General features: G+C 45.7%; 15 protein-coding genes. 7 read left to right on the forward strand and 8 right to left on the reverse strand.

The features are described 5' to 3' along the window. Positions 1-33: 33 nt before the first annotated feature. A complete protein-coding gene (locus F0220_RS05910) occupies positions 34-1,467 on the reverse strand; it encodes an aspartate ammonia-lyase (RefSeq protein WP_105600821.1) in 1,434 nt (477 codons plus the stop codon). 335 nt (positions 1,468-1,802) lie between these two features. On the opposite strand from F0220_RS05910, the gene F0220_RS05915 reads away from it, so the two are divergent. The 3 genes from F0220_RS05915 (at position 1,803) to F0220_RS05925 (ending at position 5,100) form a co-directional block, all read left to right on the forward strand. After that, entirely contained in the window at positions 1,803-3,080 is a 1,278-nt protein-coding gene (locus tag F0220_RS05915) for a methyl-accepting chemotaxis protein (RefSeq protein ID WP_105600820.1), read from the forward strand. 198 nt (positions 3,081-3,278) lie between these two features. Beyond that, positions 3,279-4,124: a hypothetical protein gene (locus tag F0220_RS05920; protein ID WP_105600816.1), complete on the forward strand. Its 846-nt coding sequence runs from the start codon at positions 3,279-3,281 to the stop codon at positions 4,122-4,124. A 268-nt stretch (positions 4,125-4,392) separates the two neighbouring features. Continuing rightward, the gene (locus F0220_RS05925; RefSeq protein WP_105600810.1) at positions 4,393-5,100 is read left to right on the forward strand and encodes a stalk domain-containing protein; all 708 of its coding nucleotides are present in this window, start codon (positions 4,393-4,395) and stop codon (positions 5,098-5,100) included. An 84-nt stretch (positions 5,101-5,184) separates the two neighbouring features. On the opposite strand, the gene F0220_RS05930 is transcribed toward F0220_RS05925, so the two are convergent. After that, positions 5,185-6,159 (reverse strand): ring-cleaving dioxygenase, encoded by a 975-nt coding sequence (locus tag F0220_RS05930; RefSeq protein WP_149846357.1) that lies wholly within the window; start codon positions 6,157-6,159, stop codon positions 5,185-5,187. Positions 6,160-6,423: 264 nt separating this feature from the next. On the opposite strand from F0220_RS05930, the gene F0220_RS05935 reads away from it, so the two are divergent. Continuing rightward, entirely contained in the window at positions 6,424-7,185 is a 762-nt protein-coding gene (locus F0220_RS05935; protein WP_105600806.1) for a YwaF family protein, read from the forward strand. A 198-nt stretch (positions 7,186-7,383) separates the two neighbouring features. On the opposite strand, the gene F0220_RS05940 is transcribed toward F0220_RS05935, so the two are convergent. The 3 genes from F0220_RS05940 to F0220_RS05950 form a co-directional block, all read right to left on the reverse strand. Beyond that, the gene (locus tag F0220_RS05940) at positions 7,384-8,178 is read right to left on the reverse strand and encodes an SDR family oxidoreductase (RefSeq protein ID WP_105600805.1); all 795 of its coding nucleotides are present in this window, start codon (positions 8,176-8,178) and stop codon (positions 7,384-7,386) included. A gap of 206 nt (positions 8,179-8,384) precedes the next feature. After that, complete coding sequence (locus F0220_RS05945) at positions 8,385-8,645, reverse strand: YqkE family protein (protein WP_091015600.1); 261 nt, start codon at positions 8,643-8,645, stop codon at positions 8,385-8,387. Between the two features lie 435 nt (positions 8,646-9,080). Then, complete coding sequence (locus F0220_RS05950; RefSeq protein ID WP_091015598.1) at positions 9,081-9,728, reverse strand: peptidylprolyl isomerase; 648 nt, start codon at positions 9,726-9,728, stop codon at positions 9,081-9,083. 255 nt (positions 9,729-9,983) lie between these two features. Between F0220_RS05950 and F0220_RS05955 the strand changes: the two genes are divergently transcribed. Next, the gene (locus F0220_RS05955; RefSeq protein WP_091015596.1) at positions 9,984-11,198 is read left to right on the forward strand and encodes an MFS transporter; all 1,215 of its coding nucleotides are present in this window, start codon (positions 9,984-9,986) and stop codon (positions 11,196-11,198) included. A 102-nt stretch (positions 11,199-11,300) separates the two neighbouring features. Here the strand turns inward: F0220_RS05955 and F0220_RS05960 are convergent, their stop codons facing one another. From F0220_RS05960 to F0220_RS32400, 3 genes are all read right to left on the reverse strand, one after another. Then, positions 11,301-11,492 carry a hypothetical protein gene (locus F0220_RS05960; protein ID WP_091015594.1) on the reverse strand — a complete coding sequence of 64 codons (192 nt, stop codon included), beginning with the start codon at positions 11,490-11,492 and terminating at the stop codon, positions 11,301-11,303. A gap of 39 nt (positions 11,493-11,531) precedes the next feature. Further along, positions 11,532-11,903: a hypothetical protein gene (locus F0220_RS05965; RefSeq protein ID WP_091015592.1), complete on the reverse strand. Its 372-nt coding sequence runs from the start codon at positions 11,901-11,903 to the stop codon at positions 11,532-11,534. Positions 11,904-12,024: 121 nt separating this feature from the next. Next, the gene (locus F0220_RS32400) at positions 12,025-12,186 is read right to left on the reverse strand and encodes a hypothetical protein (protein WP_017690239.1); all 162 of its coding nucleotides are present in this window, start codon (positions 12,184-12,186) and stop codon (positions 12,025-12,027) included. Between the two features lie 145 nt (positions 12,187-12,331). Between F0220_RS32400 and F0220_RS05970 the strand changes: the two genes are divergently transcribed. Together F0220_RS05970 and F0220_RS05975 are read left to right on the forward strand one after the other, a co-directional pair. Beyond that, positions 12,332-12,613: a hypothetical protein gene (locus F0220_RS05970; protein WP_017690238.1), complete on the forward strand. Its 282-nt coding sequence runs from the start codon at positions 12,332-12,334 to the stop codon at positions 12,611-12,613. A gap of 189 nt (positions 12,614-12,802) precedes the next feature. Further along, positions 12,803-14,665, forward strand: a complete 1,863-nt coding sequence (locus tag F0220_RS05975; protein WP_223199857.1) for a sensor histidine kinase — start codon at positions 12,803-12,805, stop codon at positions 14,663-14,665. The last annotated feature ends 52 nt before the right edge of the window (positions 14,666-14,717 follow it).

Raw genomic sequence — 14,717 nt, forward strand, 5'->3', positions numbered from 1 at the left:
TGTTTGGGTTGCTGCATCAGTTTTCCTGATTACCTACATACGTTCCATATTACGCAGGAAGTGTTCTCCGGCAATTCCTGGTGTAGTCATCTGTTCCGGATGAAGAATCTCTTCCAGTTCTTCCGGTGTCAGCAGTCCGCGTTCCAGAATGATTTCTTGCAAGGTAAGTCCAGTTTTGAGCGCTTCCTTCACAATGGAAGCCGCCACATTATAACCTAAGTGTGGGTTTAACGCCGTAACCACACTGAAACTTTGTTTCATGATTAATTCGCAGCGCTCTCGGTTAGCTTCCATCTCTTCAACCGCATAACGTGTGAAAACATCGATACCGTTATTCATAATTTTCAGGGATTGCAGCAAGTTGAACGCAATAACTGGGCCCATGACATTCAGCTCGAATTGACCGGCTTCACACGCCATACAGATCGTATGGTCGTTCCCCATCACCTGGAAGGATACCTGGTTAATGACTTCCGCCATAACCGGGTTGACTTTGCCTGGCATAATGGACGAACCTGGCTGACGCGGTGGCAAGAGCAATTCATTGAATCCTGCACGCGGACCTGAAGCCATCAAGCGAATATCATTACAGATTTTGGAAAGGCTAACCGCACATACCTTCAGCGCCGCTGAAAGTTCCAGATAGGCATCTGTGTTCTGCGTTGCATCCACGAGATCCTCAGCTGTTTGTAGTGGTAGTCCGGTAACATCAGACAGGTGCTCTGTAACCTTGACGATATATTCGGGTTTGGCATTGAGTCCTGTACCTACCGCAGTTGCACCCATGTTAATGGTAAGCAAGCGGCGATTGGCGAATTCAAGACGCTCAATATCCCGTCCGATTACACGGGCATAAGCTCCGAATTCTTGTCCAAGGCGAATAGGTACGGCATCCTGAAGATGGGTACGGCCAACCTTGACCACATCGTTGAATTCCACTTCTTTTTTACGGAACGCATCCTGTAGTCTCTTCATGGTAGCGAGTAACGTCTCCGACAGTTGGTACGCCGCAATGCGCAATGCTGTAGGTACCACGTCATTGGTGGACTGGGACATGTTCACATGATTATTGGGATTGCAATGGAAGTAGTCTCCCTTGCTTTTGGTTAACAGTTCCAGTCCGCGGTTGGCTAAAATTTCGTTCATATTCATATTCATGGAGGTGCCTGCACCGCCCTGAATGGAGTCTACAATAAAATGATCCAGATGATGGCCTTTCATCATTTCTTCAGCGGCCATGACAATCACATCGCCAATCTTGCTTGGCAGCATCTTCAACTCCATGTTGGTAATGGCTGCCGCCTTCTTCACCGCAGCCAGAGCCGTGATCAGCTCCCGGTGTACCGGAACGCCGGTAATCGGGAAGTTTTCCACGGCCCGTACCGTCTGAATTCCATAATAAGCATAAGCCGGGATTTCTTTTTCACCGATAAAATCTTTCTCCGTCCGTGTGGACATAGTAGACATCTCGTTCGCCTCCAGTGGCATCAATAAAAATAGTTCGGCTTCAGCATTGCTGAAGCGCACTCAGTATATCATTTAAGCAAAATGGATGCCAATCTAAATCATTTGGCCTCTTGTGCCGATAATAAATAAAATTAGGGATATTAAATGGAATATTATTCAATTTTCAAGAAAGGGGAGGAGTGTCCAAGCTTGTCTTATACATTATGCGCTTTATGGTAGAGAAGTCATGCATGAACGGCAAGTATGGGGGGAATAGAACGTTTTCAGTGATGTATATCACATGATATTTGGTACTTGATTGGTAAAATAGGAAAAAAGGACTACGGGGTGTGCACATGAAATGGACTTTAGGAGCAAAGACTGTCGCAGGTTTGGTACTGATTTCGATTATTACCTACGGAACTAGCGGCTTTTTTATATTTTTTGTCAAAGACTGGATTACATTTGATATTCCGAATTGGGTATACATATCGATCATTTTAATCATGGGAGTATGCTGGAACGGGATTCTGGGATGGTTTGCATCACGCTGGCTGACTCGTCCAATCGTTCATCTGTCCCGGGCTGCACAGCAGGTTTCAGCGGGGGATCTGACAACCGAAATTCCGCAGCGACGCACGCAGGATGAACTTACCGTATTATATGATGCTTTTCGCGCAATGGTTTCTAACCTTCGAAGCATTGTAAATGATATTGCAGACAGTACAAGAACGACTTCACAGAACGCACAGTCTCTGAGTGAAGCGATTACCCAGGCCGCTGAACAGATCGAAATGATGTCGGATGCGGTAGATCATATTGCGGTAGGCGTAGAAGAGCAGAAGGTCACTTCCCATCAATCTCTGATCACTGCGGATGAGATGCTGAACGATTTCCAGCGTATGCATAGCCAGTCCATGGACATGACAGAGATGTCGGGTCAGATGGAACGATCTGTGGATCATACAAAACAGACTTTCTCATCGTTGATGAAAGGGATGGACGAGCTGGCCGAGTCGCACAATCGTTCCCGCGATATTATGTTGCTGCTGGAGAAGGAAGCCTCCGATATCGAAGTAATTACCCAGTCTGTGAAAAACATCGCAGAGGAAACAGGGTTACTTGCCCTGAATGCTTCCATTGAGGCTGCACGAGCTGGCGAAGAAGGTTCTGGTTTTGCAGTCGTGGCGCAGCAGATCCGCAAGCTGGCAGACGAAAGTAAGGAATCGGTACACCGTATTAATGAGCTGATTAGTCGTGTGCAGCAGCGGATCAGGGAGACAGCCCAACTGTCTCATGAGCAGCATGGTCTCGTGGTTAATGAATCGGAGCGGACCGTCTCTGTGGATCAGACGTTGCATGAACTGACAGGAACAGTGGAAGTATTTATGAAGGGTGCGCATGATATCGGTTCCAAGATTGCAGAACAGACCGGTCGCGTGGAGCAAACGCATGGTCATGTGAAGAAGATCCAGGGGAAAGCCGGATCGTTCTCGGATGAGGCGAGACGAATTATGGATGCCGCACACGAAGAGACAGCCATTATGGAGGAGATTTCATCTTCGGCTGAAGAACTGAGACAATTAACCGATCGGTTATTGGACAAAACCAAAGCATTCCGGATGCAGCCTTAAGCTGTGTTCGGAATTTTTTTTGTTTTTGGAGAACAGTTTTGGCATGATAATTTGCTTATTCTGGTTAAAGCCGAACGTTCTTTCGTGAAAACGAAAATTTGTAAAGATTATTTTATGAAAGATTAACAAATTCGCAACTTGCAGGCGATAAATGAAGATATAATAGGATTATCACAACAGATAAAGGAGCCCAGTATATTGAAAACTTGGACAGGTATCCTGCTGATGATTATTTTGGCGGTAGCTACGATTAGTACAACTTCGGCTGCCAGAACCATGAATGAATCGCAAAAACAGCTTAACATAGATGATCAATCCAGCCAGACTGAAACGGTCGAGGCTTCCAATATAGATAAACTGCATGACACAGCGAAGACAACACAGGAATCCATTCCCGTGAAAGAGGAATACGTTTCGGTAGCTCCAGAGAATGAGAACGTCAGATTATACCCTATGAAAGTTGAGGGTTCAGGATATATATACAACGGAATGATTTTGGAAGTGGACGGCAAAGTGCAAGAATTTAGTGATTGGCAGGGAGAAGGTGGGTCTTACAAACCCGAAGTGCACGAGCTGGATCTGAATGGAGACGGCCAGAAAGAAATTATTGTTTTGTACACAGAAGGTCATGGAACAGGTATTTATTTGGGACAAGCACGTATCATTAATCCGGTAACGCTGGAAGAGATGAAGATGCAATCTCTGGATGAGATTGCGAAACAGCATGTGAAGTCAAAAGTTACGGTTAGATCAGACCGTGTGGATGTTGATGTCGCCGTTGATGGTGTTCAAGCAGAACCTTTACGGATCGAGGAAGATACGAGTGACGGCGTGTATAACAAAGAGTTGGGATTCGGTGGAGTAACCTATTACAGTGTGGAGGATGGCCAACTTGTCGTATCAGCAGCAGGATCTTACGGTGCGGCTTTGTATGCGGGTGATCTGACGTTCACTTATGAGTATCAAGATGGCGAGTGGAAGGCCGTAGATTTGAAGTACAGCATGGAAGTGTATGAAGAAGAATATTATGAATCTTTTGATTGATATCATCATGGTGATATCGTAGTGCAGCAGGATTTGGAAGTTCTCGAATGTGAAATGTAGTGAGCATCTGAACAGAATATCTCCTTATCTGCGTTTGCAGACAGTGGGAAACAGGGCGAGGCTGAAAAAAAATCGGGACATACAGCCTCGTTTTGTGCTGCCCACAGATAGGAACTATGTCCTAAAAATGCAGTAAACAATTGACATTATCACTTTAGTCGTTTAAATGTATAAAGGACAAATCATTTTACGTTCAGGAGGGATTTTGATGAAGAAAAAGGTTGTACTGGGTTTGATGGTAGGTACATTAACGCTTGGGATCGGGACGGGTGCGCTCGCAGCAACAGGGTTGGAGCAGATCAAAGCCTATCTAAACAGCAAAATTACGTTGAAACTGAATGGCGAGACCGTAACAGCGAAGGATGCTAACGGCAAGACCGTATTGCCGATCACGTATAACGGAACAACGTATTTGCCAGTTCGTGCGGTTGGAACACTGCTTGGAACTGAAATCAATTATGACGGTGCAACTTCTTCCGTCCTGATTGGCGGAACGAATGGATCTGCACCCGTAACCAACGGAAAAGTAACGCTGAGTGCACTTGGAACATCCGTACTGGGATCTACCGCTTGGCACACCAAAGATCCTAAGGATACCACATATAAAGGCAAGGATTACAAGGATGTTTATCTGCATAATGATCCTACGAAACAGGGGGATGATATTCAGATTAATACGGGTAAAAAGTATTCTTCTCTGCACTTGGAACTTGCCGCGCTGAAAGGGAATCAGGAGATTCATATCTATGATCAGGATCTCGCGACACTCAAAAAGTTCAATATCACTCCAGAAAGCGGTATGATGAGTCTGGATGTGGATGTTAAAGGTACAGACGCTGTCTATGTCGAGATTGTATCTGAAGATCCAGGTTCATCGCTGTTTGTGCCTCTTACCACATCTTACTTGGTTAAATAAAATAGACGTAATAAAAAAACGATTATCAACAATGAGGTAGCTGGATCAAGTCCAGAATACACATGGTGATAATCGTTTTTGGGTTTAACGAATGACGGTATCCAGCGGTTTGAGATTGGCTTCAATCTCGGCGCGGCGACCTTCGAGGAATGGAGGCAAAGCAAGCGATTCACCCAGATGCTCCATTTCTTCATCTGTATCAAATCCCGGACCATCGGTTGCAAGTTCGAACAGAATACCGTTTGCTTCACGGAAATACAGGGAGCGGAAGTAGAAGCGATCTACAAAACCGGAGTTAGGGAATTGGAAGTTACGACCCCGTTCCACCCATTGTTTCAGTTCTTCTTCGTTATCCACACGGAACGCAACATGGTGTACGCTGCCACGTCCAGGACGCTCTTGGGCAAGGTCATTCCGTTCCTCAACATGCACCTCGGAGCCGCTGCCACCTTCGCCGGATTCAAAAACGAGTACATCAGGTTGACCTGGAGTAAAGGCAGGGTAACTTCCTTTCGCTCTGAAACCGAGCAGTTCGGTAAGAACCGGAGCGGTAAGGGAAGCATCTTTTACCGTAAGATGGATAGGGCCAAGGCCAACAATGCCATACTCGGCAGGCACAGGGCTTTGATCCCAAGGTTTACCACCAGCGACACCTGTGTTGTTTTCATCCGAGACCAGAATCAGACGTTGTCCTTCAAAGTCTGTGAATGAGAGCGTCGCACGACCACCCCGTTCAACAATCTCTCCATGTGAGACATCGAATTCGTCAAAGCGCTGCTGCCAGTACGTAAGTGCCGCATCACTTGGAACGCGCAGTGACGTTGCCGAGATGCTGTTCACACCTTCACGAGTCTGTCCAGCCATCGGAATCTCGAAGAAGGTAAGTTCGGTACCCGGATTGCCTTTTTCATCGCCATAGAAGAGATGGTAGACGGATACGTCGTCCTGGTTGACCGTTTTTTTAATGAGGCGCAGACCCATGATGTTGGTGTAGAAACGATAGTTCTGATCGGCATGTGCTGTTAGAGCTGATACGTGGTGAAGACCTTTGATTTGCATAATAATTCCTCCTAGATGAAGTGGGATAGTGTAAATGTTCAGTTGAACATTTGTTGAGTGCTGTATTTGTATCATTTCGTTTAAGAAAGTTACTAACTTTTCGTTTGTTTTGGTTCTGAATTTATCTTAACATAAAGATATTTAAATTACAATGCTTATTTAGAATTCCAACTGGACAGCAATTTCATTCAATGGCAAAATGAAAAAGTTAACATTAAAGAGAGATACTGTTGGTGAGATCCTTGTAAAGGAGAGAAGAGATGCATGGCGTATCCACCATGGCTGGACCCTTATGATGCAGAGCCGTTTATCCTGTTCTCCACTTCACATATCGTTTCAATTAGCGTAATTACAGCATTGATTGTACTGATGTTTTTGCTTCGACACCATCTTCGATCATGGTCAGAGAGGGCACGCCGCATACTGCGAATTGTTCTGGCTTGTATGATGTTTGCCTGCGAAATCGTGCTGCAACTCTGGTATGTGTATGGAGGGATATGGAGTCTGCAGACGTCACTGCCACTCGAACTATGCAGTCTGTCTCTGCTATTATCGGCGTTGTTACTACTGACACGCAGTCGACTGTTACATTCTGCGCTGCTGTTTGCAGGCATTGCTGGAGCCCTTATGGCGATTCTGACTCCTAATCTGGGTTATGGTTATGCACATTTTCGATTTATTCAATTTTTCGTTGCTCATGTCTGTATCATTCTGGCTTTACTCTACATGACCTGGGTGGAACAGCTGCGACCTAGCTGGAGATCTGTAGCAGGTTCCATGATATTTGTGAATGTGGCGGCATTAATCGTATACGTTGTAGATGTCATGCTTGACGCGAATTACATGTTTCTAAGATATAAACCAAGTACACCCTCGGTGCTAGATATGTTAGGTCCGTATCCCATGTACATCCTTGGGGAAGAGATCCTGGCGCTAGTTTTGTTCTCGCTAATGTACGTTTTGCTCTTTGCCATTCCAGACTGGTTGAACCATCGTGTGAAAAAAGGTAAAAGCAATGCAGTTTAGCGGTAATCCTTGCATGCGCCCGCCCGTATTATAATTCTCAGCATTTTGCATAAATTCGAATCCTACCGCTCACTGGATTTATGCGAAATGCTCTTCACTATATATAAAACATCCCGCAGTAATCTGAACGGATCAGATCGCTTGCGGGATATTCGGGCGTTGTCCCTGAATGAGGCCGGGCCAACTTTTATTTATATGTTATCCACGGAGCAGAGATTCCGCACCATCCACATAGATTCGTGTACCTGTAACATGGGAGGCTTCATCGGAAGCGAGGAACAGAACGAGGTTTGCCACTTGCTTCGACGTTCCAGGTTCGCCCTTGAGCGGATGTTCGTGACCCTCAGGGAATTCAACAGGAATCTGTACTTCTTTCAGATCATCCGACGGGTAGGTGTTATCATCAATGTTGGTATCGATAGCTCCTGGGCAGACGGCGTTTACGCGAATCTTATAACGAGCCAGCTCCAGTGCAGCCATCTTTGTAAACGCAGTTTGTCCCGCTTTGCTGGAAGCGTATGCAGAGAATCCGATTCCTGAGAAGACCCGGTTACCGTTGATAGAACTGGTGATTATGATGCTGCCACCATGTTCTTTTAGATGGGGGATGGCATATTTGACGGTTGCAAAGGTTCCGCGCATGTTGATCTCCATCGTCTGGTCCCAGTCCTCCATTTCCATCGTTTCAATCGGCGCCATCGTTCCGTTAATGCCTGCATTTGCAAAAATGATATCCAGTTTACCCGCTTCAGCCGCAGCCTGATTGATCGCCTTCTGCACATTATCCGGTTTGGAGATATCACATTCGATCACATACGCTTCTCCGCCAGCCTTTTCAATAATCTGCTTTGTTTCCTCTGCAGTTTCGGGTGTACGATCCAGCATGTACACTTTGGCCCCATGCTCGGCGAAACGAATAGCCGTAGCCTGACCAATACCCGATCCACCTCCAGTTACTATTGCGACTTTGCCTTCCAAACGTTGTTCAGTCATCTCTGATCCCTCCGTATGGTTAGATTATCGTTGTACGCTCTACTTCTACATACCCGGCTCAAGACGGATGAATCATATGTATCTATATCAAAAAGAACAGGACCGCAATGCGGCCCTGTTCTGTGAGCAGATCAGCTTCATAATCTGTCTGCTGTAATATTATTTTGGCTTGTGTGATAGAAGACACCCTTAGGTCATGCCTTTGTTTACTTATGTTTCTTCCAGTCCATAGCGCTGTTATTCAGCAGATATTCGAAGTCGTTATCCCGGCGCTTCTGCTCCGCTTGGCGAGCTTCTTCTGCTTGCTGACGTTCCTGCTCCTTAAGTGCCGCTTCGGCAGCCTTCGCCTCATCTGCCTGAGCTTTCAGTTTCTCCAGCACATCACTGCTTAGCAGATCTTTCAGTGTTGTAGGTTTATCCTGTGCTGCTACTTTGGGAGCAGGGGGGCGTTTTTTGGATTTTGCCATAGGAAAATCTCCTTTCCAAACATGAATCAGGTTCCATTTATCGTACAGTAGTCATAGTATATCAGGTTCCCGTAAAGCATTCCATGAATCTGCGGAACAAAAGCAGGAAAACGAGGGTTGCGTGACGAATGAAAACGGGTATAAAATCATATACTATTACCGATACTGCGACTATTCCCTGGAGAAAGGAGTCGTTGTTCGTGGAAGTAAACCGTGGTTTACTGAAAGGGCTTGCATGGGGTGTTGCCTTTAGCTGCCCGTTATGGATTGCGATTATCGGCTGGTTACGTTTGATGGGATGGATGTATTGAGGATGATGCCGGAAGAGGTCATTTTTTATAAAGTCATATATGTAACCGTTATCATTAAAATCAATAAATAAAGCTCTGCCTTGCGTTTTCGCGCAGGACAGAGCTTTTGTTTGTTTAGACTTCATTAAGGCATTTTTACCGGTTCTGGATATTCCAGACCGTGGGTGTCTACCGTGACTTTTTTCATAACTTGATCCTTAACGGGTTTGTCACCTTCACCTATTTCCTGAGCAGCAATGTTATCCACAGTTTCTATGCCTTCCGTTACTTTACCAAAGGAAGCATAGGAATTATCCAAGTGATCGGCATCCGCGAGCATGATGAAGAACTGGGATCCGGCTGAATCCAGATTATCCCCACGCGCCATGGAGATAACTCCACGAGTATGCTTCAGGTGATTTTTGTGACCATTAGATGTAAATTCACCCTTAATCGCATATCCCGGGCCACCTCGACCATTGCCCTCTGGATCTCCACCCTGAATCATGAAACCTGGAATAACACGGTGAAAGATTGTGCCATCATAGAAACCCTGATTCGCTAGTGAAATAAAATTGTTCACCGTATTGGGTGCAATTTCGGGATATAGCTCAATGACGATCTTCTGTCCATCGGCCATTTCAATGGTAGCTATCGGATTTGGACCCGTTGGTTCAACTGGAGCTGGTGTTTCTGTAGCGCCACTCGAAGGGCGTCCACAACCACTAATGACGATAAGCAGCATCGCGAGAACCAGCGAAACTACTGTGTTTTTTTTCCACTGTAAAGACATGAAAACGTTCCTCCTTGCATCTCTGCATTATATATTTTCTCCAAATCATATTTGGATATTTACCCAACTATCATACCGTTTTTGTGGACAGGATGGCAATGTAATACATGTGTTTGTGGTAAACAAGGGATGGTCTTCGTGGAATGATGGGTGTAAAATAAGGAAAATGCTTCCGCATCGGGACGTACGGGTCTGTTCCGTCCGCTCCAATACACGGCAGTCCCGGCGTCAGTAACGGAAAGGGCGTGCGGGTATATGAACTTCTCGTGGAAGCGCAATCTGGTCATATTGTGGATTGGTGTATTTTTTTGTAGCACCGCGTATTCGATCTCGATTCCATTTCTGCCCCTGTTTCTAAGTGCTGACTTGGGGGTTCGTGATCACCTGGAGTTATGGTCAGGACTGGCATTTGGCATTACGTTTCTCGCGAGTGCACTCGTGTCTCCGTTCTGGGGATCCCTGGCTGATAAATACGGACGCAAGCCCATGCTGATCCGGTCGGGATACAGCCTTGCCGTCTTGTATTTAATCAATTATTTCGTGCAGGACCCGTATTCGCTGATTGTTGTTCGATTGTTTCAGGGTCTGCTTGCAGGGTTTGTTCCGGCAGCGATTGCTCTGGTAGGTACGAATACACCTGAAGAGAAGACTGGTTATGCCCTTGGTATTATGTCCACTGCAGGAGCCACTGGTGGTATTATTGGACCGTTAATTGGTGGCGTGGTAAGTCATTATTATGGCAACCGGAATGCATTTTTGTTTTCAGCTATTGTTGTGTTAGTATCAGCAATCATCGCAACCTTCTGGGTAAAAGAAGAGAACTTCAACCGGAACAAAGCTCGTTCCCACGTCATGGATGACATTCGTGAAGCGAGAGCGAATCGTTTGTTTATGACGGTGCTTGGCATGATGGGTATATGTACGTTCTCCGTCATGATTCTGGAGCCACTATTGACGGTATATGTGATGGAGATGGGCGTTCAGCCGGATCGTGCCTCACTCAGCTCGGGTATTATTTTCTCAGCGGTGGGGGTAGCAACCGTTATTATGGCGCCGCGGTGGGGCAAGATTGGTTCAAGGATTGGATACGGTAAAGTGTTGATTATTGGACTGGTTGGTGGGGCTGTAGGGAATCTTCTGCAGTTCTTTACAACAGGTTATATCGCATTCGGCATTTTACGATTTGTGTATGGTTTATTCTTTGCGGCTGTATTTCCGGCAATTAACGCCATGATTGTGCAGGCTACCGCATCGAGTTTCCGGGGCAGGGCCTTTAGCCTGAATCAGTCCGCTGCCCAGATCGGGACGATGGCAGGGCCGATCATTGGTGGTGTACTTGGGGGCTGGCTGCCGATACGCTGGATATTTATTATTAATGGAGTGGCATTGATCATCACTGCGATTGTAGCGAAGTGGTCAGGATTGGATCACAAACTGCCCGTGGCAAGTAAGGTTCCCGCTAAGCGATGATGCTGAATCACTAAGAGTAAGTGAACTTACAGGTAACAAAAAAGATGACGCTGTGAAATTACAGACGTCATCTTTTTTAAGTCTACTACGGATCTATATAAGTTAGTCATCCGTAGAGGGCTTACGAGAAGCCTTCTCTTTGGGAATGGCATGCTCGACCGCATCACGTTGATCCTCATCCTCAAGTGCTTCGGGGAAGGAGTCCTCAGTGAATAGTCCGAAGTCCGGGTCAATATCTCGTTCGGTCACGAGATTATCCGGTTCATGCACATGCTTTTGGCGATCTTCCTTCATCGTGTATGCACCTCCTCATTCAGGATGTCATAACAGCCGTTAATGGCGTGGTGGAATGTCGTTCTCTGGTTTGGCATCTGCACCAGCACCATTAAGCAAATCGGTACCATGCAACGCATCCGGATCGGGTGCAGCAGGATCAACCGGACTGTTCGGTTGCAGAAGATCTGCATCAGGTACAGATTCCAGCGGTGTCTCAGCCAAACGTGAATCCAATTCCGGCTCGTCCACAGCGGCTGCGGCTACGGGTGCCAGATCCGAATCTTCCGTTACAATCCGTCTGCCGGAAACTTCATCAAAGGTATCCATATCGCCTTCCGGGACTTCCGTCTCTGGGGGAATATCGCGGGACCTCTGATAACGGTCATAATAGCGGTCGCTCTCTTCGTTACTAATTGGTTTGTCAGACATGAGTAACACTTCCTTTCATTGTCGGTTGTCCAAAACTTCTTACCCCGTAGTTACCCAAAGCGCTAGTGTTGTAATCTTGCACAGGTTATTATCTCCGGGTGTTCACTACGATATGAATGCCTTAGAATTTGGGGAATACATATTTAACCAAGAAGTATAAGAATCCAAAAAAGATAATGATATATGCGGCATATTTAATAAATGTGGAAGCGACCATACTTGAATCCGATTTATGCTGAACATCCTTATGTTCCACCTCAACCGTACGATGTGGCTCATTCATTGTAATCATCTCCTTAGCGTGTTTGTTTGCTTTGAGAAACCATTACACCCGGAGCAAAGGATTGAATCGCAGCCACCGTTTTTACAGCTTTTCCTGTTTTGCCTATGTTATGATTAAGCTTGAATATGTAAGGGAGGAATTTCATGTGGACTGGTTCACACTGGGCAATATGATCACACGCATCCGTATCGGACAAAAGGCGTCCACACCCGGGTTCTCCCGTACCGTCATCCGTCGTCCGGATGGTTTGTTTTGGGTAGGCGGTATATGGTCCGGGCAAGTTGTACAGTTACGGGATTTCCTTTTTTCCGACATATGGACCATCTATGATGATGAGGAGACAGAGCAGTGGCTTGAATTTCGCAGTCAAGTTGAACAGAAAGAACGGGAAATGATAGTGAACCAGTTCGAAGACTTGCGTGATTAACCAGACAACTTTAACAATAAAATGGAAATAAGACTATAAATCGACTTAAATGTGAAATTTCATTTTATCTCAAGAAGGTGACGTGACAAACGGTGGCGAATGATAAATGAGAGAATCTAAGATAGGGAAAATTAGAACTTTGAGGTGCTGTGAATGAAAAATGTGCCCAAAGCTATCGTCATCTTATGGATGAGTGTATTGATTATTCTAGGCATGCCACATGGGATAGTCTTTGCAACTACAGGAGCGGTTCAGCAACCTGTATCCATTACAGGGTGGGAAGTAAAATGGGGGAACGTTGACGATCAAGGGTTCATCAGTGAGGTTAAGGGAGCAGACGAGATATGGGAAAAGCAAGGCAGCGATAAGTTAGAGTATAGCAATACGGATCGATCGAATTCTTTATGGACTCGCCTGACCATCCCTGAGTTGAGTGAGGAAAGTTCAGCCATTCGATTTGAGAACATTAAAGGCAATCATATTGTTGTTTATCTGGAAGACCGCAAGGTCTACGAAAACTATCATTACAATTATGATAATAATGCTGTGTTGCTGCCCTTATCCAGCGAAAATTCAGGTGACACGCTTTATGTATGGTCACAAAATGAAAAAGGCCGTCTGGGTATACAAGGTACTGTTCAGGTTGGACCTTATGCCGCGTTACAGGAGAAATATATTCATAACGGACTTATTGATGTGATTTTGGGCGCGACCTTTGTTTTCACAGCGATTACGATGCTGAGTTGTACGTTCTTCCTTGGCAAATTCCATAAGGGATTATGGATCTCGCTATGCATCGTGATGGGTTCCATCGGCACGATGATCATCACGTACTCGCAATTTTTGTATACGTTCTATCAGGTATATGGTGACTTGTATTCCGTAGTCTTTGATCTGGCGATGCTGCTGGGTATGCCAGCGCTATGTTATTTTTTTGAACAGATTATCGGGCCAGGACTGCATGGAATCTTCACCAAACTGCGAAAAATACTATTCATATATTCAGTTATCGCTGTGTTCTCTCTATTTATCTATGTTACTTCAGGTGGGCAATGGGAGATCCTATACAATCTGCTCGTGCAGCGTGTGGTTGGCATTGTGCTGGTCATTCTACTGACGATCCTGCTGGTTGGTACCATCGCCAAAGCGCTGCAACGAAATCGGGAAGCTATGCTGCTTGCGACGGGATTTGGTACATTTGCCTTGATCAGTGTGGCTGAACTGTTGTGGTATTATCAGCGGAGTGGGACGTATCATCTGTTATGGTGGAAATGGTCCATGGTTGCATTTGTGATCTCGTTGATTGCCATTCTCGGAAGTCGTTTTGCCGAAAAACATACTAAAGTTCTAGAGTATTCCAAGGAACTGGAGTTGTTCAACAATGAGTTGCAGCGATCCGAAAAGATGGAGATTATTAGCGAACTGGCTGCTTCCGTTGCCCATGAAGTACGTAATCCACTTCAGGTGACAAGAGGGTTCCTGCAACTTATGACGGAACAGGAAGACAACAAAAATAAGGGGTATGTGCGAATTGCACTGGAAGAACTTGATCGGGCTTCGGGCATCATAACGGATTTTCTTACCTTTGCCAAACCTGAGTTTGACCATATTATCTCGCTCAATATCTCGGATGAATTCAATCATATTGAAGGCATTCTTGTACCGATGGCTAATCTGGAGGGTGGTAAAATCACCACCGACATTCCGCCAGATCTATATATTCGAGGCAATTCCTCGAAGTTCAAGCAGGCTTTTATCAATATTATCAAGAACAGTATTGAAGCTTTTCAGGGACAAGGCCAGATTGATATCTGGGCGTACAAGCAGGATGGACTGATTAAGGTGCATGTCAGGGATAACGGAGAAGGGATGGACGAGGAAGCACTCTCCCGGTTGGGCGAGCCTTATTTCTCCAATAAAATCAAAGGCACAGGCCTGGGCATGATGGTGACATTCCGAATTGTTGAAGCGATGCAAGGACAGATCAGCTTTACAAGCACCAAAGGGGTAGGAACAGAAGCGGTTGTATCTTTTGCCGAGTTCGTCGAATGACGAACTCACAGAAGGATACTGCGGCTTTTTTGTTCCTACCCCTGATTTCTTA

Origin of the sequence: Paenibacillus sp. 37, assembly GCF_008386395.1 — a bacterium.
Lineage (GTDB): Bacteria > Bacillota > Bacilli > Paenibacillales > Paenibacillaceae > Paenibacillus > Paenibacillus amylolyticus_B.

Coding starts and splice junctions, on each gene's coding strand:
- F0220_RS05910 (WP_105600821.1), bottom strand. CDS start 1,467: ATGTCTACTATGTCCACACGGACGGAGAAAGATTTTATCGGTGAAAAA.
- F0220_RS05915 (WP_105600820.1), top strand. CDS start 1,803: ATGAAATGGACTTTAGGAGCAAAGACTGTCGCAGGTTTGGTACTGATT.
- F0220_RS05925 (WP_105600810.1), top strand. CDS start 4,393: ATGAAGAAAAAGGTTGTACTGGGTTTGATGGTAGGTACATTAACGCTT.
- F0220_RS05930 (WP_149846357.1), bottom strand. CDS start 6,159: ATGCAAATCAAAGGTCTTCACCACGTATCAGCTCTAACAGCACATGCC.
- F0220_RS05935 (WP_105600806.1), top strand. CDS start 6,424: ATGGCGTATCCACCATGGCTGGACCCTTATGATGCAGAGCCGTTTATC.
- F0220_RS05940 (WP_105600805.1), bottom strand. CDS start 8,178: ATGACTGAACAACGTTTGGAAGGCAAAGTCGCAATAGTAACTGGAGGT.
- F0220_RS05945 (WP_091015600.1), bottom strand. CDS start 8,645: ATGGCAAAATCCAAAAAACGCCCCCCTGCTCCCAAAGTAGCAGCACAG.
- F0220_RS05950 (WP_091015598.1), bottom strand. CDS start 9,728: ATGTCTTTACAGTGGAAAAAAAACACAGTAGTTTCGCTGGTTCTCGCG.
- F0220_RS05955 (WP_091015596.1), top strand. CDS start 9,984: ATGAACTTCTCGTGGAAGCGCAATCTGGTCATATTGTGGATTGGTGTA.
- F0220_RS05960 (WP_091015594.1), bottom strand. CDS start 11,492: ATGAAGGAAGATCGCCAAAAGCATGTGCATGAACCGGATAATCTCGTG.
- F0220_RS05965 (WP_091015592.1), bottom strand. CDS start 11,903: ATGTCTGACAAACCAATTAGTAACGAAGAGAGCGACCGCTATTATGAC.
- F0220_RS32400 (WP_017690239.1), bottom strand. CDS start 12,186: ATGAATGAGCCACATCGTACGGTTGAGGTGGAACATAAGGATGTTCAG.
- F0220_RS05975 (WP_223199857.1), top strand. CDS start 12,803: ATGAGTGTATTGATTATTCTAGGCATGCCACATGGGATAGTCTTTGCA.